This is a genomic window from Lacrimispora indolis DSM 755 (assembly GCF_000526995.1).
Taxonomy (GTDB): Bacteria; Bacillota; Clostridia; order Lachnospirales; family Lachnospiraceae; genus Lacrimispora; species Lacrimispora indolis.
The window spans coordinates 4,366,203-4,387,383 of sequence record NZ_AZUI01000001.1; the positions used below are offsets into that span (position 1 = coordinate 4,366,203).

Sequence of the window (21,181 nt, forward strand, 5' to 3'; positions counted from 1 at the left end):
TACTTTGAACTTGATCAGGGAATACTCAAAAAGACAATCAGCATAAAAAAACAGTTCATTTCTTCTGAATATCATAGAAAATTTGTGCAAAATCCTGAAATGCTTCAAGAAATAACATTTCTTAAAGAAAGATATTGACGAAATAAAGCAATCGTATTATATTATAAAAGAGGGAAGAAATAAAATTTTATATATAAAAGGAGAGGTGACATATGATTTACACCGTAACATTTAATCCGGCCTTGGATTATGTCGTAAGGGTAGATCACTTCGCACTGGGAGCAGTCAATAGAACTGAGCAGGAAAGCATCTATTATGGGGGAAAAGGACTAAACGTATCTGCAGTTTTATGGGCTTTGGGGTATGAAAATACCGCACTTGGCTTTGTGGCAGGATTTACCGGCGAGGAGATTGAACGGGGAGTGAAGGGCCTTGGATTTGGGGCGGATTTTATCCGTGTCAAAAAGGGTTTGTCCAGGATCAATGTGAAGCTTAAGTCCCAGGAAGAGACTGAGATTAACGGCATGGGGCCTGAAATCACCGGGGAAGACGTACAGCTGCTTTTTGAAAAGCTGGACCATTTAACCCATGGGGATGTGCTGGTTTTATCCGGCAGCATTCCAAAGTCCATTGACGATGACATCTATGAACGGATCATGGAGACTCTGGACGGAAGAGGAGTCCGTATCGTGGTGGATGCAACAAAGGACCTGCTTATTAATGTACTTTCTTACCATCCCTTCCTCATTAAGCCCAACAATCATGAATTAGGTGAGATGTTCGGCGTAACCCTTCATAGTCCTGGAGAGATCATCCAGTACGGAAAACGTCTTCAGGAAAAGGGAGCCAGAAATGTGCTGGTTTCCATGGCAGGAGACGGAGCGATCCTGATTACCGAAGAAGGGGAAGTATTCCGGATGGGAGTGCCAAAGGGAAAGGTGAAGAATTCTGTGGGTGCAGGGGATTCCATGGTGGCCGGATTTATTGCCGGTTATATGGAAAACGGCAGCTTTGAGCATGCACTGCGCCTTGGAAGTGCCGCAGGAAGCGCCAGTGCTTTTTCAGAGGGGCTTGCAGGCAAGGAAGATATTATGAGGCTGTATGAAGAATTATCAAAGGAGGGGTTTTGATGAGAATCACAGAGTTGTTGAAAAAGGAAAGTATTGAGCTGGGAGTAAAAGTTTCCGGCAAAGAAGAGGCCATTAATAAGCTGGTTGGTTTAATGGAAGCCGGCGGAAGGCTTAAGGATACGGCCGGATACAAGGAAGGGATCCTGGCAAGAGAAGCACTGGGAAGTACGGCGGTTGGTGACGGAATCGCCATTCCCCATGCAAAGGTAGCTGCTGTTAAGGAGCCGGGCCTTTCTGCCATAGTGGTGCCGGAGGGAGTGGATTACCAGGCTTTTGACGGTTCTCTTGCCAATTTGCTGTTTATGATCGCGGCTCCGGAGGGAGAGGCTGACGTTCATCTTGAGGCGTTATCCAGACTTTCCACTCTTCTTATGGATCCGGATTTTAAGAGTGATTTAATAAAGGCCAAATCAAAGGAAGAATTTTTACGGCTCATTGATGATAAAGAATCAGAACGGTATCAGAAGAAAAAAGAAGAAAAACCAGAAAGCGCTGCAAAGGTCCAGAATGGTTACAGGGTTCTGGCAGTGACTGCCTGCCCTACGGGAATTGCCCATACGTTTATGGCTGCCGAGAACTTAGAGCAGCAGGGGAAAAAGCTGGGTATCCCTCTTAAGGCGGAAACCAACGGGGCAGAAGGAGTCGGCAATGCCCTGACAAGAGAGGAAATCGCCGGGGCAGACGGAATCATCATAGCGGCGGATAAAAAGGTGGATATGGCCCGCTTTGACGGAAAGCGGGTGGTTATGGCCACTGTTACGGAAGGAATCCAAAAGGGAGAAGACTTAGTCAAGAGAGCGGTTAGCCAGGAGACTCCTGTTTACCATCATTCAGGGGCAGCCTCTTCCTCAGAAAGCGGGGACCAGGAAAGTGCCGGCCGTTCCATCTATAAGCATTTAATGAACGGCGTTTCCCACATGCTTCCCTTTGTTATCGGCGGAGGAATTCTCATTGCCCTGGCCTTCCTGTTTGATGATTATTCCATTGATCCTTCTAACTTTGGTAAGAACACACCTCTGGCCGCTTACTTAAAGACCATTGGAGAGCAGGCATTTGGAATGATGCTTCCGGTCCTGGCTGGATATATCGCCATGAGCATTGCAGACCGTCCCGGCCTGGCAGTGGGATTTGTAGGGGGACTGATTGCAAAAATGGGTGCTACCTTTGCAAATCCGGGAGGCGGAAGTGTGAACTCCGGTTTCCTTGGAGCCCTGTTAGCTGGTTTTATCGGCGGATACATTGTGATCATGCTTAAAAGGGCATTCAGCAAGCTTCCGAAGTCCCTGGAAGGAATCAAGCCTGTCCTTTTATATCCGTTGATCGGTATTTTCCTTGTAGCCGTGGTAACCACCTTTATCAATCCTTTCGTAGGCGCAATTAATGACGGACTCACAGGCCTGTTAAACGGCATGGGCGGCACCAGCAAGATCATCCTGGGCGCTGTCGTGGGAGGCATGATGTCTGTGGACATGGGCGGTCCTGTGAACAAGGCTGCTTATGTATTCGGTACGGCTCAGCTGGCAGAAGGTAACTTTGACATTATGGCGGCTGTTATGGCAGGCGGTATGGTTCCGCCCATCGCCGTTGCCCTTTGCACCACATTTTTTAAGAACAAATTCACGGAGAAAGAGCGCCAGTCAGGTCTGGTCAACTATATTATGGGTCTGTCCTTTATTTCCGAGGGAGCTATTCCCTTTGCAGCTGCCGACCCGATCCGCGTAATTCCTTCCTGTATCATAGGTTCCGCAGTAGCAGGCGGTCTTTCCATGGCTCTTGGCTGCACCCTTCGTGCCCCCCATGGCGGTATCTTTGTCCTTCCTACCATTGGAAATCCTTTTGGATACCTGCTGGCCGTTATTATCGGTTCTGCTGCAGGCTGCCTTGTGTTAGCGGCTTTAAAGAAGAATCTGGAAACAGAGCTTTGATTTGCAAAATTAATTATACCCCGGATGGCAGGTTCTTCGGAACCTGCTTTTCTGTTTATGCAAAAATCCTGATCTCCACCTCTGTTCCTTTTCCCAAAAGGCTGTTATAGGTGAGGCCGTATCCGGGGCCGTAAAGGATCTCCAGGCGCCGGTGGGTATTGAATACTCCAATGTTTGTCCCATTTTTACTGGTTCCCCTGCCGGAGAGAATGCCGGAAATCTTTCCGGCGTCCATACCCACCCCATCATCGGAAATCAGTATAACGGCTTCGTTGTCCTCCAGCCAGCCGGTAATGACAATGGTTCCTCCCTTAGGAACCTTTTCTAAAAGCCCATGAAGGATGGAATTTTCCACCACAGGCTGAAAGGTCAGCTTTGGAATTGACAAGTCCATCATATGATCCGGCATATCATCCACAAAGTTAATAATCTGATGGTAACGCATATTTTGAAGCCGGACATAGGTTTTCACATGCTCCAGCTCATCGGCAATGGTGCTTAAGGTACTTTTACGGCTTAAAGTCAGCTTGTAAAAACGGGAAAGGTCTACGACTGCCTCCGAAACCTCTTCAGTCCGGCCCTGCTTTGCCAGCCAGTTGATCATGTCCATGGTATTGTACAGAAAATGGGGATTGATTTGGGTCTGAAGGGAATTGAACTCAGCGGCCCGTAAGTCCTCAGCAGCTTTTTGCTGATCCTCAATGAGCCTGTTCATCATCCTGGTCATATAATTGTAGGTGTTAATCAGCTCTCCGATTTCATCATGGTAAAGAGATGCGGGCAGAGGGGTGGGCGGCTCTGTACGCACCTTTGCCATTTGCCCGATCACAGAGGAAATCCGGTTGGTAATGGAGTGGGACAGCCGGTTTGCAATTAAAAAGGAAATCAATACGCAAAGTAAGTATATGAAGAAAAAGCCGATCATAAGGAGAAAGCTTTTTTGAATAATGGCTCTGGTGGGGATGACTGCAACCATAAACCAGTCCGCTTTTCTGATATAATAAAAACCGGCATAAACATCATGATCCAGGATATTCCTGAGGACAAAATTATTGGACGACATAAAGAAATCCCGGACCTTGTCATAGCTGAAATGGTAAATTCCCGCCAGTCCGTCATCAGAGGTTGCAACAGTGCTGTCCCGGTCATTGATGATATAGGCCACGCTGGTATCCTCTGTTAGATTGTTCTTTAAAAGTTTTTTAAATGGTGCTTTGGAGTAATAGATAGCAGTATAGCAGGTGTGGTACTCACTATTATACAGAATGGAGGTTTTGGTAATGTAGGCCATATCCCCTGATTCCCTTATCTCTATGGGACTTAAATAGAATTCCGGACAAAAGAGAGAGGTCAGGGTCCGGTCCCCCTGGAAAATTCCGTGCCAATAAGACCCTCTGGCCTCTCTCATGGGGCGGAAGATCCGGCTGGAAGCTTCATTGTGAAAGATTTCCTGAAATTCAGGAATATCCAGATAAATAAGAATATTCGTTATGTAATCGCCGTCAACGATGTCTTCCGCTGCCATGCACAAATCGGATGCCTCAGCGGAATCATTAATCCAGTTGGAAGGCTGGTATCCGGTCAGGCGGAACAGCTTTTTATAATAAGGATGGGCTTCCAGGCTTTTCTGCGCATCCAGACATGTTTCAATCAGCTGATCAATCTGCGGCATGGTCATGGCAGAAGCAGTTTGTTCCGTCCGGATGGTATCGGCTAAAACCATATCATAAAGCTTTCCGTGAAAAAAGAAGAACATGACCAGCATGGGTATGGTGGTGATGACCATATGGGTGATGGTAAACTTTGTCTGCAGCATCATGTTATTATAGATGAACTTTCCTCTTTGTATTATATTGTTCATTTCAACATTTTCTCCCGGTAATCGGACGGCGACAAGCCAGTCATTTTTTTAAAGCTCTTGCTGAAATAATTTCCGTTGCTGTATCCTACCTTGTTTGAAATATCGGCAATCTGATAACGGGAATCGGCCAGAAGCTCTTTGGCCTTTTTCATCCGGTAATCCGTAAGGTACTGGTTAATGGTTTGTCCTGTTTCATTTTTAAAATACGTGCACACATAAGATGCGGATAGGTAAACCTGACCGCCAATATCCCGTACTGAAAGGGTTTCGTCGTGATAATGATTGTGGATGTATTCTTTAATTAGAAAAATGGTGGTATCTTCCCACATATGGGACCGGGCTGCTTCAAAAAGCAGTTCGGTTTTTTGCGTCAGCTTTTGGTGCAGATCCCGAAAGCTAAAGCAGCTTTCAAGAAGCTTCATGGCATTTTCCGGCTCAGTGACAGGTGCCAGCCTAAGAGTCTGGCGGCAGTCCTCTAACACCATAATAAGCTTATAATAAAGATCCTTTGCCTCATGGGGAGAAACCCCTCTCCTCTGGTAAAAATTCTCATAAAGGCGCAGAAGCAGCTCCCTTCCTTTTTTCTGGTCATTATTTAAAACGGCCTCCGATAAAAGGGTGATATAAGCCTCCTCGTCAGACTTATTCCTGCCCTGTTTATCCGTATATTCCGTCTGTTTCTCTTCAGGAGTAAAAAATGTTCCAGGATCAAAGAAAAAGCTGCTCTGCATAAGAGAAACCGCAGATGCATAGGAATCGTAGGCCCTTGCGATGCCGGTATAAGTTTCTCCTCTGCTGATATAGAAGGTACAGGCTGTATCAAAGCAATTCTTTAAGAAAACGCCGATCCGGTTTACGGCTCCATGAGAAGGTAACACAGGAGAAAGAATATGGAACACATGGTACTGGATATATTTTGACACATAGTAAACCTGCATCTGGGAATGGGAAAGAAATACCTCCAGATCCGTCAGTATCTGATCCATAAGGTTCTGGTCCGTCTGGCTCTGTTCCAGCTTGACAACAAAAGAAGTAAAGCCTGCATGGGAGGTGAGCTTAAGGCCCAGCTCTTTTGCAAGGGCTGCGACGGTTTCCTTATTGTCCCTGTAAGGGTGGGTAAGGGCCGCGGCAAAGGAAGAGGCGGTTCCCCTGGAATAAAACAGTTCATTTTTCACAGTCCTCATATTCTGACGGACACAGTTGTAGGCATCCTTGATAGAGCTTTTCACCTCTGCAGGATCCAGGGGTTTTTCCACATAGTTGATGGCCTTTAAGCGGATGGCTGCTTTTAAATATTCTTTATCTGAATAACCGCTCATAAAAATAAAGGCCGAATGAGGAAGCAGCTTTTCCAGCCGTTCCACCATCTCAATTCCATCCATTCTGGGCATCCTTACATCGCATAAAACGATTTCAGGAATCACTTCCTTTGCAATGCGAAGCCCGCTAATGCCGTCCTCAGCCTGGAACAGCTGAAAAATGCCAAGAGATTCCCAGTCTATAGAATCAATCAGCCCGGTACGTGTGAGCTCTTCATCATCAACGATCAGCAATTTCATAACAGTCTCCTTCCAGCATTTATCCATTATTATTCTAGCAAAATAACCAAAAAACACAATACAAAACCCTTGCTATTGCTGTTATCAACGAAAAAGTTAAAAATATATTACCCGTTATCAAAAGATTATGCTGTTTCTTCCATATCCAACAGATGGTAAAATGATCCCAGCTTAAGAAGGGAGGAAGCGGCCGTGTCCGAATATGTTCTGGAATTAAAGGGCGTTACAAAAATATTTCCCGGTGTGAAAGCCTTAGATAAAGTCCATTTCAGCTTGAAAAAGGGAGAAGTTCATGCTCTGATGGGGGAAAACGGAGCGGGAAAATCAACATTTATCAAGGTGATAACAGGAGTTCACAGGGCTGATGAAGGAGAAATCATTCTGGACGGGAATCAGACAGAATTTAAAGGGCCAAGAGATGCCCAGGCAGCAGGAATTGCTGCTGTTTACCAGCATCCCACCTCTTACCCGGACCTTACGGTAACGGAGAATATATTTATGGGCCATGAAATCGTAAAAAACGGCATGATCCAGTGGAAACGGATGAATCAGGAGGCTGATAAGCTTTTACTGGAGCTGAATGCAGATTTTAAGGCTGCCGATGAAATGGGCACCTTGAGTGTTGCACAACAGCAGATGGTGGAAATCGCAAAGGCATTATCCACACGGGCCAGAATCATCATTCTTGATGAACCCACAGCAGCTCTGACAAAAAATGAATCCGAAGACTTGTACCGGATCGTGGATCAGTTAAAGGCCTCCGGTGTTTCTGTTATCTTTATTTCTCACCGGTTTGAGGATATGTACCGGCTGGCGGACCGGGTAACTGTTTTCCGGGATTCCCGGTACATCGGGACCTATGAATCAGGTGTAATTACCAATGGGGAGCTGATCAAGGCCATGGTAGGCCGTGAGATCAGGGATCTTTACCCAAAACCGGAGGTAAAGACCGGTCCGGAGATCCTTAAGGTGGAAAACATGTCAAGGACCGGATATTTTAAAGACATAAGCTTTACACTGCACCAGGGGGAGATTCTGGGGCTTACGGGACTTGTAGGGGCAGGGAGAACAGAGGTGGCGGAAAGTATCTGCGGCATTACAAAGCCAGATTCCGGAAATGTTTATCTTGAGGGAAGGCGTGTATCCATAAAGCACCCGGCTGATGCCATGAGAGAAGGGCTTGTCCTTCTTCCGGAGGACCGTCAGAGAGCAGGTCTTATTCTCGCCTGGGGTTTGGGGCGCAATGTGACCCTGCCCATCATGGGTAAATATGCAAAATACGGTATCACAAATGAAAAAATGGAATGTGAGACCGCAAAACAGCTTTTGGAAGAAGTGGATACAAAGGCGGTTTCCATCTTTGATCCGGCCGGCTCCCTATCCGGCGGGAACCAGCAGAAAGTGGTGGTGGCAAAGGCTTTAAGCCAGGAGATGAAAGTCGTCATCATGGATGAACCCACCAAGGGAGTAGATGTAGGCGCAAAGGCCGAGATCTATCAGATTATGGGGGATTTAGCGAAGAAAGGATACGGAATTCTTCTCATATCCTCGGAAATGCCGGAGATTTTGGGCATGAGCGACCGCATTCTGGTCATGTGCAATGGCAGACTGTCAGGTGAGTTAAACCGGGGGGAGGCGACTCAGGAAGCCATTCTCCAGCATGCCATGGAAAGGAGTTCCCAATAATGGAGAAAAAATTGCTAAAGAATATCACCGGCTCCAGAGAAGCCAGCCTGTTCCTTGTTCTGGTGATCCTCTGCATGGTGATCCAGATATTCAGCCCATCATTTCTGACGGCAAAATCCATTCTGGATATGCTGAAAAACAATGCAGTCATCATGATTATGGCCCTGGGAATGCTTTGCGTTCTGCTGGTAGGAGGAATCGACATTTCCATCACCTCCACCCTGGCTCTTTCCGGCATGACTGTGGGAATGCTTCTTAAATATAACATCATTCATAATACGCTTCTGCTGTTTCTCACCGCCATTTTAACAGGCGCTTTGTGCGGGGCGATCATTGGTTTTGTGGTAGCAAGAGGAAAGGTGCTTCCGATTATCGCCACCATGGGATTCATGTACATATACAGGGGGCTTGCCTATTTGATTGCCAAAAGCCAGTGGGCCAGTGCGGAAAATCTGGGAGGCTTTAAGAATTTTGCATTGGAAAAGGAACTGGGGCTTGGTATATTAAATAATGTTATTGTCATTGTCCTGGTGTGCTATATCATCTTCTTTGCAGTTATGAAATGGACCAGAACAGGGAGAAAGATTTATGCGGTAGGCAGCAACCCGGAAGCAGCTGCCGTGTCCGGCATCAATACCAAAAGGATCAAGCTGTTAGTCTACACCCTTATGGGAACTCTGGCCGGTTTGTGCGGTGCCCTTGCAGTTGCTGTCTATTCCTCCGCCCAGCCTAACATGCTTTACGGAAAGGAAATGGATGTGATCGCGGCCTGTGTCATCGGGGGAGTGAGCATGTCGGGAGGCCGGGGAACCGTGACAGGCGCTTTGTTAGGCTCCCTGATCCTGGCAGTCATTGCCAAGGCACTTCCTCTCGTGGGAATCGATTCCATCGTACAGAATACCGTTAAGGGCTGTATTATTCTGGCTGTTATCATTTTCAACGTAGTGGCGCAGCGCATGATGCAAAAGGAAAACTTAAAAGGAAGGGAGATGTGATTCATGGCGGGAAAATCGGGAAGAACCATATCTGCGCAGGCAGAGCAAAGCTGGAAAAAAAGCCTTCTCAGCTGGGAAGGGGTGCTGGTATTTCTCTTTTTTGCAGTAAACCTGTTATGCATGGTCATCTCTCCAAGCTATAAGCTCACCAATGTGCTGCGGGAAATGCCGAAATACTTAACTGAGGTGTTTCTGCTGCTTCCTATGGCTTATGTCCTCATTTTAGGAGAGATCGACTTGTCGGTGGGCGCGACGGTCTGCTTATCGGCAACCACCGCCTGCCTGGCGGGAAATGCGGGCATTCCATTCCCGGCTGTCATTTTGATCGGAATTCTTGTGGGAACCGCCTGCGGACTTTTTAACGGGATTGCAGTCACCCTGTTTACAGAGCTGCCCTCCATGATCGTCACACTGGCCACGATGATCATATTCCGCGGGATTGGGGAAATTGCACTGGGAAGCGGAGGCTCAGTGTCCTTAAAGCATAATGAAGGCTTTCGGACACTGGCAGGGAAAATCGGGCCCATACCTTATATCCTTTTTGCGGTCCTGTTTGCGGCAGTTATTTTCATTTTTATTTTAAGCAGGACTTCCTTTGGGCGAAGGCTCTATGCCATTGGAAGCAACCGGACCACTTCTTTTTATTCCGGCATCCGTGTGCAGAAAATGCGGCTGGCAGTTTATTCTGTTACCGGTATGATGGCAGGCATCAGCGCCATGTTTCTGGTTTCGGTCCTCTACGGTGCAAATACCACTACAGGAACAGGCTTTGAGCTGGATGCCATTGCCATGGCTGTGTTCGGCGGGATTTCCACAGCAGGCGGAAAGGGAAAATTAACCGGAGCCATGATATCCGCATTTATCATTATCTGTCTCCGGATCGGCTTAGGACAGATGAACATGAATCCCCAGGTCATTCTGGTGATTCTTGGTACCCTGTTAATTCTGGCAGTTATGATACCAGAGCTATTAAAAAGTAGAAAACGGAAACAAGCGTGATACGTAACACCAAAAGGTGTTCAGTATAAAAATTAAGAAAAATGGAAAAGGGAGGTAATTCTAACATGAGAAAACAATTGATTTGTGCATTCCTGTGTATTGCTGTGCTTTCAGGGATCCTTGCAGGCTGCGGCAGTAAAAGCGGAACAGAGGAAAGTACGGTGTCCCCACAGAAAACTGAGGCTGCGTCAAATGACGGGACAAGAACCGGGGGAGCAGCAGGCAAGACCTTTGCCATCGTTACGAAGGCGGCCGGCAATCCATATAATGAAAAAATGGCCCAGGGCTTTCAAAAGGTCATTGAGGCTGAGGGTGGAACCTGCATTATCAAGCATCCGGAGTCTGCTACAGCGGATGCCCAGGTTTCTGTTATCCAATCCCTGATCTCCCAGGGCGTAGATGCCCTCTGCATAGCAGGAAATGATGAAAACGCCCTGCAGGCGGCTTTGGAGGAAGCTATGGCAGCAGGAATCAAGGTTTCCTGTCTGGATTCCAAAGTGAATAAGGACAGTCGCCAAACTTTTGTCAATCAGGCTGGAACTATGGAAATCGGTCAGGCCTTAATGGAGGCCGTCTATGATATCTCAGGGGGCGAGGGGGACTGGGCGATTCTTTCCGCCACATCCCAGGCTACCAATCAGAATGCCTGGATCGAAGCCATGAAAGAGGTTATGAAGGAAGATAAGTATTCAAAGCTCAATCTGGTAGAGATTGCATATGGAGATGACGAGCCCCAGAAATCCACGGACCAGACTCAGGCGCTTTTGTCCAAATACCCGGATCTAAGGGTTATCTGCGCACCAACCACCGTTGGAATTAATGCGGCGGCAAAGGTTCTTCAGGATGAGAAATCCAAAGTTAAGCTGACAGGCCAGGGACTTCCATCTGAAATGGCTGAATACATTGGCAATGATGACGCTCATTCCTGTCCTTACATGTACTTGTGGAATCCTATTGACGTAGGTTTCTTAGGGGCCTATACTTCCATTGCCTTGGTAGACGGAGCTATCACAGGGCAAGCCGGTGATAAGTTCGCCGCAGGGGAAATGGGCGATTACGAAGTGATCGGGGCATCAGATGGCGGAACGGAGATTATTCTTGGGCCTCCATTTAAATTTGATACTTCCAACATTGATGAATGGAAGTCCGTTTATTAATAAAAATAGGTAAAAGGGGCTGTTGCAAAAGTAGATAAATAATCTGCCGGAGCAATAGCTCCGTTTTTGCGCCTGCAAAAAAACAGGGTTGAAATCTTTAAGAATGCAGCCGGAGCTTGGGAAATGGGTGGATTTTTTTATAGACATGCTCTATAATTAAAAGAAGCAGGAAGAAAGCAGGAGGAGAAAACGATGTATAAATGCTGTATCTTTGATCTGGACGGGACTATTATCGATACCATTGATTCTCTGGCTCACAGCATCAGCCTGACCATGGAGCATTTTGGCTATCAGCCCATAGATGTGGCCCATACCAAGACATTTGTTGGCGATGGATATAAAAAGCTGGTGGAGCGGGCCCTTATTTACTCAGGAGATGATAAGCTGACCCATTTTGAGGAGGCTCTTGCATTTTATGAGGATACATTTGAGAAGAACTGCCTTTATCAGGTGAAGCCATATGATGGGATGCCAGAGCTTTTAAAATTTCTGAAGAATAAGGGAATTAAAATCGGAGTTCTGACAAACAAAGGTCATGAACGTGCTGTTGAATGTGTGGAAGCTGTTTACGGCAAAGGATTTTTTGATTTAATTACCGGGGAAAGCAAGGATGTTAAATGCAAGCCAGATCCTTCGGGAGCTTTTATGACGGCGGAGTACTTTCAGGCAAAGCCTTGGGAATGCCTGTATTTTGGGGATACCAACACTGATATGAGGACGGGCATCAATGCGGGAATGGATACGGTGGCCGTGACCTGGGGCTTTCGTGAGAGAGCGGAGTTGGAAGCTTTTCATCCAAAATATATTATTGATCATCCCAGCGAGATCAGACATGTTCTTGAATAAAATCTTAAAATAAAGGAAAATTAAGGAGAGATAAGAATGAGTATCTCTTCTTTTTTTATTGAAGGATAAGGGAGGAACCATGACTACTAATTACTTAAAATGGGGATTGATCGCCATAGCGGCCGTCTGGGCGGCTTTAATCGGGTCGATGCTGGGATATGCCTGGAACATCATACACATGCCCCAGACGGCTCCAAAGATACAATTGCCTCAGATGCAAAATACCAATATAAGCATTGAGACACAGGAAAAAATGGAGGGCTACTGGACCGTGGCGGTGTTTGGCGTGGATTCCAGGGAAGGAACCCTTGGAAAGGGAACCAGGTCGGATATGCAGATGATTCTTAATGTAAATCTCGGTACAGGTGAAATACGGCTGGTTTCCGTTTACAGGGATACCTATTTAAGGATAGAGGGAAAAGAGCGTTATGATAAGATTAATGAAGCATATTTTAAAGGCGGCCATAAGCAGGCCATTGAAGCTTTAAATGATAATCTGGATTTGACCATTGACGAGTATGCCTCCTTTAGCTGGAAAGCAGTTGCAGATGCCATCAATCTTCTGGGAGGGATTGATGTGGATATCAGCCATGAAGAATTCCGTGTGATCAACGGTTTTATCACGGAAACCGTGGAATCCACAGGCGTAGGCTCCCATCATTTGAAAAAGGAAGGCCCAAACCACTTAGACGGAGTTCAGGCGGTTGCCTACGCAAGGCTTAGAAAAATGGATACGGATTTTAAACGGACCGAGCGCCAGAGAGAGGTTGCCGATTTAGCTCTTAAAAAGGCAAGAGAAGCGGATGCGGCGACTCTCAGCAAGGTAGTTGCTGCTGTGTTCCCCCAGATATCCACAAGCATTGGCATGAAGGACATGTTTCCTCTGATAAAAAATATAAAACGGTTCCACCTGACTGAAACAGAAGGATTTCCCTCAAAGCTTAAAGATGTGATGATCGGCAAAAGAGACTGTGTTGTCCCCGTGACCCTGGAATCAAACGTAAAAAGGCTTCACCAGTTTTTATTTGATGAAGAAAATTACGAACCCTCAGATGAGGTAAAGGAGATCAGCAAACAGATCGAGCTTCGGGTAAAAAATAAGAGATAAAATGATGTTTGGCCTGTATATGGCAGAAGGAGTTTTTCTTCTTATGTCTTTTACAGGCCTTTTCCTGTGCAAATGAAAAACTGTCCTTTTCCTTCCGAATAAAATGTGCTATACTATGCAAATGGAATCAGATAGGAGATTAAAAATGAGTGAAAATAGATGGAAAAAACTCCTGTTTTTATGCCTGGCTATTCCTTTTGCAGTTGTGCCGTTGTGGGGGTGTAACAGAGCCGGAAGGCCCTCTTATACAGGTGAACCTAAGCTTAAGGTCGTGACTAACCGGTTCCCATACTATGATTTTACAAGGCACATAGCCGGAGACCGGGTAAGTAAAAAGGCGGAATACGGGATCACAGGAAAAGAGGAAAGACAGTGAAATGAACATGGAAGAAAAACAATTAAAACGTGCCAAACGGCACGTGAGCCAGACACAGTTTATTGCTTATGGTTTTTTCTGTCTGATCATGGCAGGAGCCCTTCTTTTAATGCTCCCCATTTCCAGCAGGGATGGGCAGTCTGAAGATTTTTTAAGCTGCCTGTTTACGGCTACCAGCGCGTCCTGTGTGACAGGACTGATTGTAAGGGACACCTGGACCCAGTGGTCTTTGTTCGGCCAGGTGGTGATCATGACCATGATACAGATCGGAGGCCTCGGGTTTGTGACGGTAGGAGTGTTTATCTCTATCGTGCTGAGACGGAAGATAGGATTAAAGGAGAGAGGGCTTTTGCAGGAAAGCGTCAACACCCTGCAGATCGGAGGTGTGGTAAGGCTGGCAAAGGGGATCATAAAAGGGACCTGTCTTTTTGAAGGGATCGGGGCCATCCTTCTTGCCATCCGTTTTATTCCTGAATTCGGGTTCTGGCGGGGAGTGTTTTACGGCATTTTCCACTCTATTTCCGCGTTTTGCAATGCAGGGTTTGATTTAATGGGAAATCAGACGCCCTATAGTTCCTTTGTAGCCTATTACGATGACTGGCTGGTGAATCTGGTCATTATGTCCCTGATCATTATAGGCGGTATCGGTTTTATCGTATGGGATGACATACACAAGAATAAGCTTCACTTTAAAAAATATATGCTGCATACAAAAATGGTTTTGGTGAGCACCACGATTCTGGTCTTTGGCGGAGGATTCCTTTTCTACCTGCTGGAGCAGAACAACCTGCTGGTGGGAATGAATGCAAGCGGGCAGATCCTCACATCCCTGTTCAGCTCCGTAACCGCCAGAACAGCCGGTTTTAATACCACTGATACGGCGGCCCTTACCGATGGGAGTAAATTACTGACCATTATCCTCATGTTCATCGGTGGAAGCCCGGGATCTACGGCAGGAGGTATTAAGACCACAACAGTGTTTGTACTCCTTATGTGTGTTCATTCCAATATCAAACAGACCTATGGGGTCAATATTTTTGGAAGGCGCCTGGAGGAGACTGCCATTAAACGGGCAGGGGCTATTTTGACCATTAACTTATTCCTGGCTCTTTCCGCGTCTTTGACCATTATGGCAATCCAGCCTTTGGGATTTTCGGACATACTGTTTGAAACGGCATCAGCCATCGGAACAGTAGGTATGACCACAGGTATTACCAGAGATCTTTATCCCATATCACGGGTGATCATTATTATCCTCATGTACAGCGGAAGGATCGGAAGTTTATCATTTGCCCTGGCATTTGCTCAGAGCCAGCGCAAGGCTCATGTGGAACAGGTGACAGAAACGATCAATATAGGTTAGAGGAAAAGGAGTAAAATTATGAAATCAATTTTAATTATTGGACTTGGCCGATTTGGTCATCATCTGTGCATCAACATGGCAAGGCTTGGCAACGATATCATGATCGTGGACCAGAAGGAAGAATTCCTGGAGGATTTACTTCCCTATGTCACCAGTGCAAAGGTGGGAGACTGTACCAATGAAACGGTTTTAAGGAGCCTGGGAATATCTAATTTTGACTTGTGCTTTGTGTGCATAGGGACAAATTTCCAAAGCAGTCTGGAGATCACCAGCCTGGTCAAGGAACTGGGCGGCAGGCGGGTGATCAGCAAGGCCAACCGTGATATTCACGCCAAATTCCTGCTGCGAAACGGAGCAGATGAGGTCATTTACCCTGACAGGGACATTGCGGAAAAACTGTCTGTCCGTTACAGCACGGACCACGTATTTGACTATATTGAGCTGACGCCGGAATATTCCATTTATGAGATTCCGCCTCTTCCGGAATGGGTGCACAAGTCCATAAGGGAAGTGGATATCAGAAACAAATATCATATCAGTGTCCTTGGAATCAAGCGGGAAGGCAGGGCACAGCTCATGCCCCCGGCTGATTATGTGATCCAGGCCCAGGAACATTTGATGGTCATTGGCAAAAGAGACCATATTGAGCATATACTAAAGGAATTAAAGTAGAGAAGCGATAGGAGGTTTGTTATGCCTGCATGGTTAGCTTCCAATGGTTCCACGGTTATCATAGCCATGATTCTTTTGGTGCTGGTTTGTTTTTCAGTGAGAAAGTTCGTGAAAAATAAGGGAAAAGGCGGCTGCGGCTGCGGACATTGCAGCGGAGGCTGCAGTAACTGCGCATTCCGGAATTTTGATGAAGAAAAGAAAGAGTCATAAAAGGTAAAAGGAGGATGCCGCTCATTGATTTTGCGGCATCCTCCTTCCCGTTTTTTTCTTATTTTAGATCCAGTGTTAAGTCTCCGAATTTGATCCAGCCGATTTTTCTAAGTATTTCACCGAACACAAGGGTGAGAATGGCAGGGAGAAGGAAGCATACCACCAGTATGCCAACCCACATGAAAGCTCCGCCCCTCATGGCGGTGTAGACCCCGATAGGGCCTACCAGACCGCATGTCCCCATGCCTGAGCCAGCAGGTATGTTTTTCAGCTGGAATACCATGGTGGCTATGGGGCCGGTGATCATGGAAGTGAGAGTGGGGGCGATCCAGACTTTTGGATTTTTCACAATATTCCCCATCTGCAGCATGCTGGTGCCAAGGCCCTGGGCCATAAGGCCACCTACCCCGTTTTCCCGGAAGGAAAGGACTGCAAAGCCGATCATCTGTGCACAGCAGCCTGCTGTGGCGGCTCCGCCTGCCAGGCCGTCAAGAGATAAGGCGATGCAGATGGCGGCGCTGCTGATGGGCAGGGTGAGGGCGATGCCGATCAGGGCTGATACCAGGATTCCCATAAATAATGGCTGAAGTTCTGTGGCTGTTTTCACAAGTGAGCCAAACCAGCTCATAAAGCCTGCTACGCCCGGTCCTATTGACTGAGCGATGAGGACTCCGGAAATGATGGTCACACCCGGGGTGACCAGAATGTCCAGCCGGGTTTCCTTTGAGACGATCTTTCCCAGCTCCGCGGAAACCACTGTTGCAGCGAGAGCACCTACAGGCCCGCCTAGAGCATTGCCGGCAATGCCCACAGTTGCCGCAGAAAAGAGGACCAGGGCAGGGGCGTGAAGGGCATAGGCAATGGCAACGCCCAGGGCTGCTCCTGTAGCGCTTTTTGCGTAGTCTGCGATCACATTGAAAATCGTGAGGTTGAATTGCTGACCCAGAGTACCAAAGATGGTTCCGATCAAAAGAGACGCAAAAAGGCCAAATGCCATAGCACCCAATGCATCAATGAGATAGGTCTGGACAGTAATTGTGACGTTTTTCCTCTTGAGGAATTCTTTTACGCCGCATTTTTCCATGATAAAAATCTCCTTTAAATAGTTTGGTGCACACATTTGACCTTTGTCAAAGCAGTTGCCATGTATTTTATCATAAAATTACCAGAATGCAAGTTTTTATGCAAAATTTTGTTAAAATTGATAATTTTTAAACAATATAACCCGGAAAAACCCTTGGACCGCTGCTTGACTTTGTTAAAGGTTTGTGACACAATAAATAAATGTAATTTCATGTAAAACTCTGGAAAGAAAAGGGGTACCTATTGATATGACGAAAATTGATATTATTTCCGGTTTTCTTGGAGCCGGAAAAACAACTTTTATTAAAAAACTGCTGCAGGAAGCCATTGCCGGAGAGCAGGTTGTCCTGATTGAAAATGAATTTGGTGAAATCGGTATTGACGGAGGCTTTTTAAAGGACGCAGGGATCGAGATCCGGGAAATGAATTCCGGCTGCATCTGCTGCTCTCTGGTAGGGGATTTCGGAAAATCCCTTGAAGAGGTGCTGACAAAATACCATCCGGAACGGGTGATCATTGAACCGTCAGGAGTGGGTAAATTATCTGATGTTATGAAAGCAGTTATCGACGTGGCCTCTGAAGTGGAAGTGACCTTAAACAGTGCGGTCACCATTGTGGATGCGCAGAAATGTAAAATGTACAGAAAGAATTTCGGAGAATTTTTTAATAACCAGATCGAAAATGCGGGTACCGTGGTATTGAGCCGTACCGATATCGCTCCTGCTGACAAGGTGGATCAGGCTGTCCAGATCATCCGGGAGCTGAATCCAAAGGCAGTTGTTGTGACGACTCCATGTGAGGAATTGACCGGAAAACAGCTTCTGGAGATCATAGAGAAACCGGATACCATGGCAGAGGATTTGATGAAGGAAGTGAGAGATCGCCGTCATCACCATCACAGCGAAGAGTGCAGCTGCGGCCACGGGCATCACCATGATCATGAAGTGGAAGAGTGCGGCTGCGGCCACGGGCATCACCATGATCATGAAGTGGAAGAGTGCGGCTGCGGCCACGGGCATCACCATGATCATGGAGTGGAAGAGTGCGGCTGCGGCCACGGGCATCACCACGATCATGAAGTGGAAGCATGTGGCTGCGGCCACGAGCATCACCACGATGACCATGAAGAAGAGCGCGGCCACCACCATCACGACCATGGCGAAGGCTGCGGCTGCGGCCACGATCACGGCCATGATGCAGACGAAGTATTTAACAGCTGGGGTCTTGAGAATGCAGGGGCGATGAGCAGGGACGAGCTGGACAAGATTCTTGACGAGCTGGCTTATGGAGACAGCTTTGGTGATGTGCTTCGTGCCAAAGGCATGATTCCAGGCGAGGAGAAGGGGACATGGCTTTATTTTGATTTGGTTCCGGAGCAATATGAGATCCGAAGCGGAGCGCCGGAATATACCGGCAAGGTTTGCGTGATTGGAGCGAATTTAAAGGAAGAGGAACTTAAAAAGTCCTTTGGAAGATAAGCGGAATGAAGGGAACCCCTTACAGGGCTACCTTTATGCCCTGAGAGAAGGGCGGGGAAAGAGGAAGGTTGAAAAAAATCATCCTTTAACCTTAAATTTGTGAATCAACTGGATATGCAAGCATATCCGCTTGATTCATTAGGAGGAAAATTATGAGCAGCACAGATACAATGGAAGACGACTTTATGCCGGTATTCCTCATAAATGGATTTTTAGAGGCTGGAAAGACCCAGTTCCTTCAGTTCACCATGGAGCAGGATTATTTTAAGTCTGATGAAAAAACCCTGTTGATCGTTTGCGAAGACGGTGAAACCGAGTATGACCAGGCCTTGCTAAAACGCAACAAAACGGCAGGGATATTTATTGAAAGCATAGACGAGCTGAATCCGGACAGGCTTTTGGAACTGGAACTGCTTTACAATCCGGAACGTGTTCTGATCGAGTGGAATGGAATGTGGAATTTAGATGAGCTGAAGCTTCCCGATGACTGGAAAGTCTATCAGCAGATCACCCTGATCGACATGTCCACCTTTGATATATATTCTGCCAATATGAAGCCCTTGCTGTATTCCATGGTCCGCAATTCGGAGATGGTCATTTGCAACCGCTGTGACGGGATCGAGGATTTATCCGGTTACAGGCGGACCCTAAAAGCGATGTGTCCTAAGGGAGAGCTCGTATTTGAAGATTCCGAGGGAGAGATCAATGAGATCCCGGAGGAAGATCTGCCTTATGACATGAGCTCTGATGTAGTGGAAATTTCACCGGAAGCCTATGGCATCTGGTATATTGACTGTATGGAAAGACGGGACCGCTATGAGGGAAAGACTGTGGAATTTACTGCCATGGTTTTGAAAACACCTGATTTCCCTAAAAATTATTTTGTTCCGGGGCGCATGGCAATGACCTGCTGCGAAGATGATATGACCTTTTTGGGCTTTGTCACAAAAGCCAGGGAGGCAAGGGAACTGGAAACAAAACAATGGGTTCGTGTCAGAGCAAAAATCGCCTATGAGTTCTGGAAGGATTATGAAGGAGAAGGCCCTGTATTGTATGCAGAGTCGGTGGCTCCGGCCCAGCCAATCAAGGGATTTGTGCAGTTTTAAGAGAACACGGATCAGCCCATAAAAAGGGGGATGTACAAAACTGATGTAAGTTAGTTTTGTACATCCCTTTTTTACTTCTTCCTACCCGATCCCTCCCATCACATGGGAGGCACGGGTGTGGGTCTTGCCGGATCAAAAACATCAGGAACTTGAAACAGATCCGTTAAGCTGTCAGGATAATAATACATCCGGTATCCGTCTAAGTTTCTCCGGGCCTGTCGGAAATAGTCGGTGCCCATCTGCATCCAGGTGGGTTTGCTGGCGTCCACATTGCAGAAATAGCGGAAGCCAAGAGACTGTAAATATGTAAAACGTTCATTGTCATTGGTATAAGGTGTCCAGCTTCCGATATCGCTTCCAAAGGGGAAGAGAATAATATCTGTCGGTCCTGTTAAAGTTTCAACGTTGCGCGCCCATTTATCAGAGTCCGCCTTAAAATGGCTCATATGGATGGTTCCCATATTCCGGTGGCCCCAGCTGTGTGAAGCCAGCTCCCAGCCATGATCTTTTAAGGCCTGGGCAACCTTTGCAGCCTGTTCCCGGTCCGCTTCATAATTGGGATTGGTGTCCTTATAGGATTCATCTGTCCGGTATCCCAGGATCCCGTTGTAGCCGGTAAAGGCCAGAATGCCTCTTGCTCCTTTGTAGGAAAAGCCGGGATGGGTTTTTATAAAGTTTTCAAGAATGGGCACCAGATCATAATCGCCCACTGAAACGCTGCCGTCAGGCATTTTCATCTCACAGGTTGGATATCCGTCTTCTCCGATGATCATGCGGGAAGCAAAGCCGTCGCCTTCCATATATTCATAATAGCATACGTCGTCCTGTGACAGAACAAAGGCCTTCTTGCCTGGAGGAAGCATAATATCACCGTATACAAATTTCGGATTGCCGTTCTCGTCTTTTGTCTCATATGCAAGGTCGTGGATCTTCACCAGAACATATCCTTTGTCATACATGGACTGCATGATTTTAAGGAATTCCGAACTGGTGGTCATCATCTGGTTATAGCCTGCCTGCTTGGAATCTCCGTCAAAAGCTTTTGAGTTATCCATAATAAGGGAGTGGAAAAAAACATGGGTCACATCCTGGGGATTGATCCTTACCAGGGCATCCTTTGCGGTCGTATAGCCGGTAATGGCAGAAGTCACTTCTTCCCTTTCGCTGAAGCTGGGATCAGACTGTAGGAGACTGATCGCACCCTCATAATCATACACCACAGAAAGGGCTTCCGCCTGAGATAGGAAAGACATTAACTTTTCTTCTTCCGCCTGTTCACTTGATGTAGTCTCTTCGGTGGAAGGAATCTGTGTTTCTTCATCTGAGGGGAGCTCTGCCACTGAGGAATCGGCGGGTAATGCCTTGAATTTGAGTTTCTTGTTGATCGCAATTCCGCATAGGGTCAAAACAGTGACGATTAGAATTCCCAAAAGAAGAATTAGGATAACCTGCAATGTATTGTTCCGGCCTCTGCCGGAATTCCATCCGCGAAAATCATGTTTGTTCATAGCTTAACCTCATTATTTCTGTAGTATTGGGACAGTATAAAAAAAATTTATACATATCCGGTACAAGTATAGCATACTTTACCGGAAGATGAAATGAAAAGCAGGCAATTTTTTTTGGA

The 21,181-nt window shown here is 46.7% G+C and carries 18 protein-coding genes; 14 read left to right on the forward strand and 4 right to left on the reverse strand.

Annotated elements, in window-relative coordinates:
* The first annotated feature begins 212 nt into the window (after positions 1–212).
* Together pfkB and K401_RS0121010 are read left to right on the forward strand one after the other, a co-directional pair.
* Positions 213–1,130, forward strand: a complete 918-nt coding sequence (gene pfkB, locus K401_RS0121005) for a 1-phosphofructokinase (RefSeq protein ID WP_024294804.1) — start codon at positions 213–215, stop codon at positions 1,128–1,130.
* Positions 1,130–3,055 (forward strand): PTS fructose transporter subunit IIABC, encoded by a 1,926-nt coding sequence (locus tag K401_RS0121010; RefSeq protein ID WP_024294805.1) that lies wholly within the window; start codon positions 1,130–1,132, stop codon positions 3,053–3,055. The genes pfkB and K401_RS0121010 overlap by 1 nt, the downstream gene beginning before the upstream one ends.
* 55 nt (positions 3,056–3,110) lie before the next feature.
* On the opposite strand, the gene K401_RS0121015 is transcribed toward K401_RS0121010, so the two are convergent.
* Together K401_RS0121015 and K401_RS0121020 are read right to left on the reverse strand one after the other, a co-directional pair.
* Positions 3,111–4,916 (reverse strand): sensor histidine kinase, encoded by a 1,806-nt coding sequence (locus tag K401_RS0121015; RefSeq protein ID WP_024294806.1) that lies wholly within the window; start codon positions 4,914–4,916, stop codon positions 3,111–3,113.
* Positions 4,913–6,475 (reverse strand): response regulator transcription factor, encoded by a 1,563-nt coding sequence (locus tag K401_RS0121020; RefSeq protein ID WP_024294807.1) that lies wholly within the window; start codon positions 6,473–6,475, stop codon positions 4,913–4,915. Before K401_RS0121020 ends, K401_RS0121015 begins: the two co-directional genes overlap by 4 nt.
* Positions 6,476–6,667: 192 nt before the next feature.
* Between K401_RS0121020 and K401_RS0121025 the strand changes: the two genes are divergently transcribed.
* The 10 genes from K401_RS0121025 (at position 6,668) to K401_RS0121070 (ending at position 15,887) form a co-directional block, all read left to right on the forward strand.
* Positions 6,668–8,161 carry a sugar ABC transporter ATP-binding protein gene (locus K401_RS0121025; RefSeq protein ID WP_024294808.1) on the forward strand — a complete coding sequence of 498 codons (1,494 nt, stop codon included), beginning with the start codon at positions 6,668–6,670 and terminating at the stop codon, positions 8,159–8,161.
* A complete protein-coding gene (locus tag K401_RS0121030; protein WP_024294809.1) occupies positions 8,161–9,156 on the forward strand; it encodes an ABC transporter permease in 996 nt (331 codons plus the stop codon). Before K401_RS0121025 ends, K401_RS0121030 begins: the two co-directional genes overlap by 1 nt.
* 3 nt (positions 9,157–9,159) lie before the next feature.
* On the forward strand, positions 9,160–10,155 hold the full coding sequence (locus K401_RS0121035; RefSeq protein WP_024294810.1) for an ABC transporter permease: 996 nt from the start codon (positions 9,160–9,162) through the stop codon (positions 10,153–10,155).
* A 65-nt stretch (positions 10,156–10,220) separates the two neighbouring features.
* Entirely contained in the window at positions 10,221–11,312 is a 1,092-nt protein-coding gene (locus K401_RS0121040) for a rhamnose ABC transporter substrate-binding protein (RefSeq protein WP_024294811.1), read from the forward strand.
* Between the two features lie 192 nt (positions 11,313–11,504).
* Positions 11,505–12,158 (forward strand): HAD family hydrolase, encoded by a 654-nt coding sequence (locus K401_RS0121045; protein ID WP_024294812.1) that lies wholly within the window; start codon positions 11,505–11,507, stop codon positions 12,156–12,158.
* A gap of 79 nt (positions 12,159–12,237) precedes the next feature.
* Positions 12,238–13,266, forward strand: a complete 1,029-nt coding sequence (locus tag K401_RS0121050) for an LCP family protein (protein ID WP_027352366.1) — start codon at positions 12,238–12,240, stop codon at positions 13,264–13,266.
* A 145-nt stretch (positions 13,267–13,411) separates the two neighbouring features.
* On the forward strand, positions 13,412–13,642 hold the full coding sequence (locus K401_RS0121055) for a hypothetical protein (protein ID WP_024294814.1): 231 nt from the start codon (positions 13,412–13,414) through the stop codon (positions 13,640–13,642).
* Positions 13,643–13,649: 7 nt separating this feature from the next.
* Positions 13,650–15,005 carry a TrkH family potassium uptake protein gene (locus tag K401_RS0121060; protein WP_024294815.1) on the forward strand — a complete coding sequence of 452 codons (1,356 nt, stop codon included), beginning with the start codon at positions 13,650–13,652 and terminating at the stop codon, positions 15,003–15,005.
* An 18-nt stretch (positions 15,006–15,023) separates the two neighbouring features.
* Positions 15,024–15,677 (forward strand): potassium channel family protein, encoded by a 654-nt coding sequence (locus K401_RS0121065; RefSeq protein ID WP_024294816.1) that lies wholly within the window; start codon positions 15,024–15,026, stop codon positions 15,675–15,677.
* A 21-nt stretch (positions 15,678–15,698) separates the two neighbouring features.
* Positions 15,699–15,887 carry a FeoB-associated Cys-rich membrane protein gene (locus tag K401_RS0121070; RefSeq protein ID WP_024294817.1) on the forward strand — a complete coding sequence of 63 codons (189 nt, stop codon included), beginning with the start codon at positions 15,699–15,701 and terminating at the stop codon, positions 15,885–15,887.
* Positions 15,888–15,945: 58 nt separating this feature from the next.
* On the opposite strand, the gene K401_RS0121075 is transcribed toward K401_RS0121070, so the two are convergent.
* Positions 15,946–16,971, reverse strand: coding sequence for a PTS sugar transporter subunit IIC (locus tag K401_RS0121075; RefSeq protein WP_024294818.1), 1,026 nt, complete (start codon positions 16,969–16,971; stop codon positions 15,946–15,948).
* Between the two features lie 247 nt (positions 16,972–17,218).
* Here K401_RS0121075 and K401_RS0121080 point away from each other — a divergent pair, with 247 nt between their 5' ends.
* Together K401_RS0121080 and K401_RS0121090 are read left to right on the forward strand one after the other, a co-directional pair.
* The gene (locus K401_RS0121080; protein ID WP_024294819.1) at positions 17,219–18,448 is read left to right on the forward strand and encodes a CobW family GTP-binding protein; all 1,230 of its coding nucleotides are present in this window, start codon (positions 17,219–17,221) and stop codon (positions 18,446–18,448) included.
* Positions 18,449–18,600: 152 nt separating this feature from the next.
* Positions 18,601–19,554: a TIGR03943 family putative permease subunit gene (locus K401_RS0121090; RefSeq protein ID WP_024294820.1), complete on the forward strand. Its 954-nt coding sequence runs from the start codon at positions 18,601–18,603 to the stop codon at positions 19,552–19,554.
* 98 nt (positions 19,555–19,652) lie between these two features.
* Here the strand turns inward: K401_RS0121090 and K401_RS0121095 are convergent, their stop codons facing one another.
* Positions 19,653–21,062 (reverse strand): polysaccharide deacetylase family protein, encoded by a 1,410-nt coding sequence (locus tag K401_RS0121095; RefSeq protein WP_024294821.1) that lies wholly within the window; start codon positions 21,060–21,062, stop codon positions 19,653–19,655.
* Between the last annotated feature and the right edge of the window lie 119 nt (positions 21,063–21,181).

Coding starts and splice junctions, on each gene's coding strand:
- pfkB (WP_024294804.1), top strand. CDS start 213: ATGATTTACACCGTAACATTTAATCCGGCCTTGGATTATGTCGTAAGG.
- K401_RS0121010 (WP_024294805.1), top strand. CDS start 1,130: ATGAGAATCACAGAGTTGTTGAAAAAGGAAAGTATTGAGCTGGGAGTA.
- K401_RS0121015 (WP_024294806.1), bottom strand. CDS start 4,916: ATGAACAATATAATACAAAGAGGAAAGTTCATCTATAATAACATGATG.
- K401_RS0121020 (WP_024294807.1), bottom strand. CDS start 6,475: ATGAAATTGCTGATCGTTGATGATGAAGAGCTCACACGTACCGGGCTG.
- K401_RS0121030 (WP_024294809.1), top strand. CDS start 8,161: ATGGAGAAAAAATTGCTAAAGAATATCACCGGCTCCAGAGAAGCCAGC.
- K401_RS0121035 (WP_024294810.1), top strand. CDS start 9,160: ATGGCGGGAAAATCGGGAAGAACCATATCTGCGCAGGCAGAGCAAAGC.
- K401_RS0121040 (WP_024294811.1), top strand. CDS start 10,221: ATGAGAAAACAATTGATTTGTGCATTCCTGTGTATTGCTGTGCTTTCA.
- K401_RS0121045 (WP_024294812.1), top strand. CDS start 11,505: ATGTATAAATGCTGTATCTTTGATCTGGACGGGACTATTATCGATACC.
- K401_RS0121050 (WP_027352366.1), top strand. CDS start 12,238: ATGACTACTAATTACTTAAAATGGGGATTGATCGCCATAGCGGCCGTC.
- K401_RS0121055 (WP_024294814.1), top strand. CDS start 13,412: ATGAGTGAAAATAGATGGAAAAAACTCCTGTTTTTATGCCTGGCTATT.
- K401_RS0121060 (WP_024294815.1), top strand. CDS start 13,650: ATGGAAGAAAAACAATTAAAACGTGCCAAACGGCACGTGAGCCAGACA.
- K401_RS0121065 (WP_024294816.1), top strand. CDS start 15,024: ATGAAATCAATTTTAATTATTGGACTTGGCCGATTTGGTCATCATCTG.
- K401_RS0121070 (WP_024294817.1), top strand. CDS start 15,699: ATGCCTGCATGGTTAGCTTCCAATGGTTCCACGGTTATCATAGCCATG.
- K401_RS0121075 (WP_024294818.1), bottom strand. CDS start 16,971: ATGGAAAAATGCGGCGTAAAAGAATTCCTCAAGAGGAAAAACGTCACA.
- K401_RS0121080 (WP_024294819.1), top strand. CDS start 17,219: ATGACGAAAATTGATATTATTTCCGGTTTTCTTGGAGCCGGAAAAACA.
- K401_RS0121090 (WP_024294820.1), top strand. CDS start 18,601: ATGAGCAGCACAGATACAATGGAAGACGACTTTATGCCGGTATTCCTC.
- K401_RS0121095 (WP_024294821.1), bottom strand. CDS start 21,062: ATGAACAAACATGATTTTCGCGGATGGAATTCCGGCAGAGGCCGGAAC.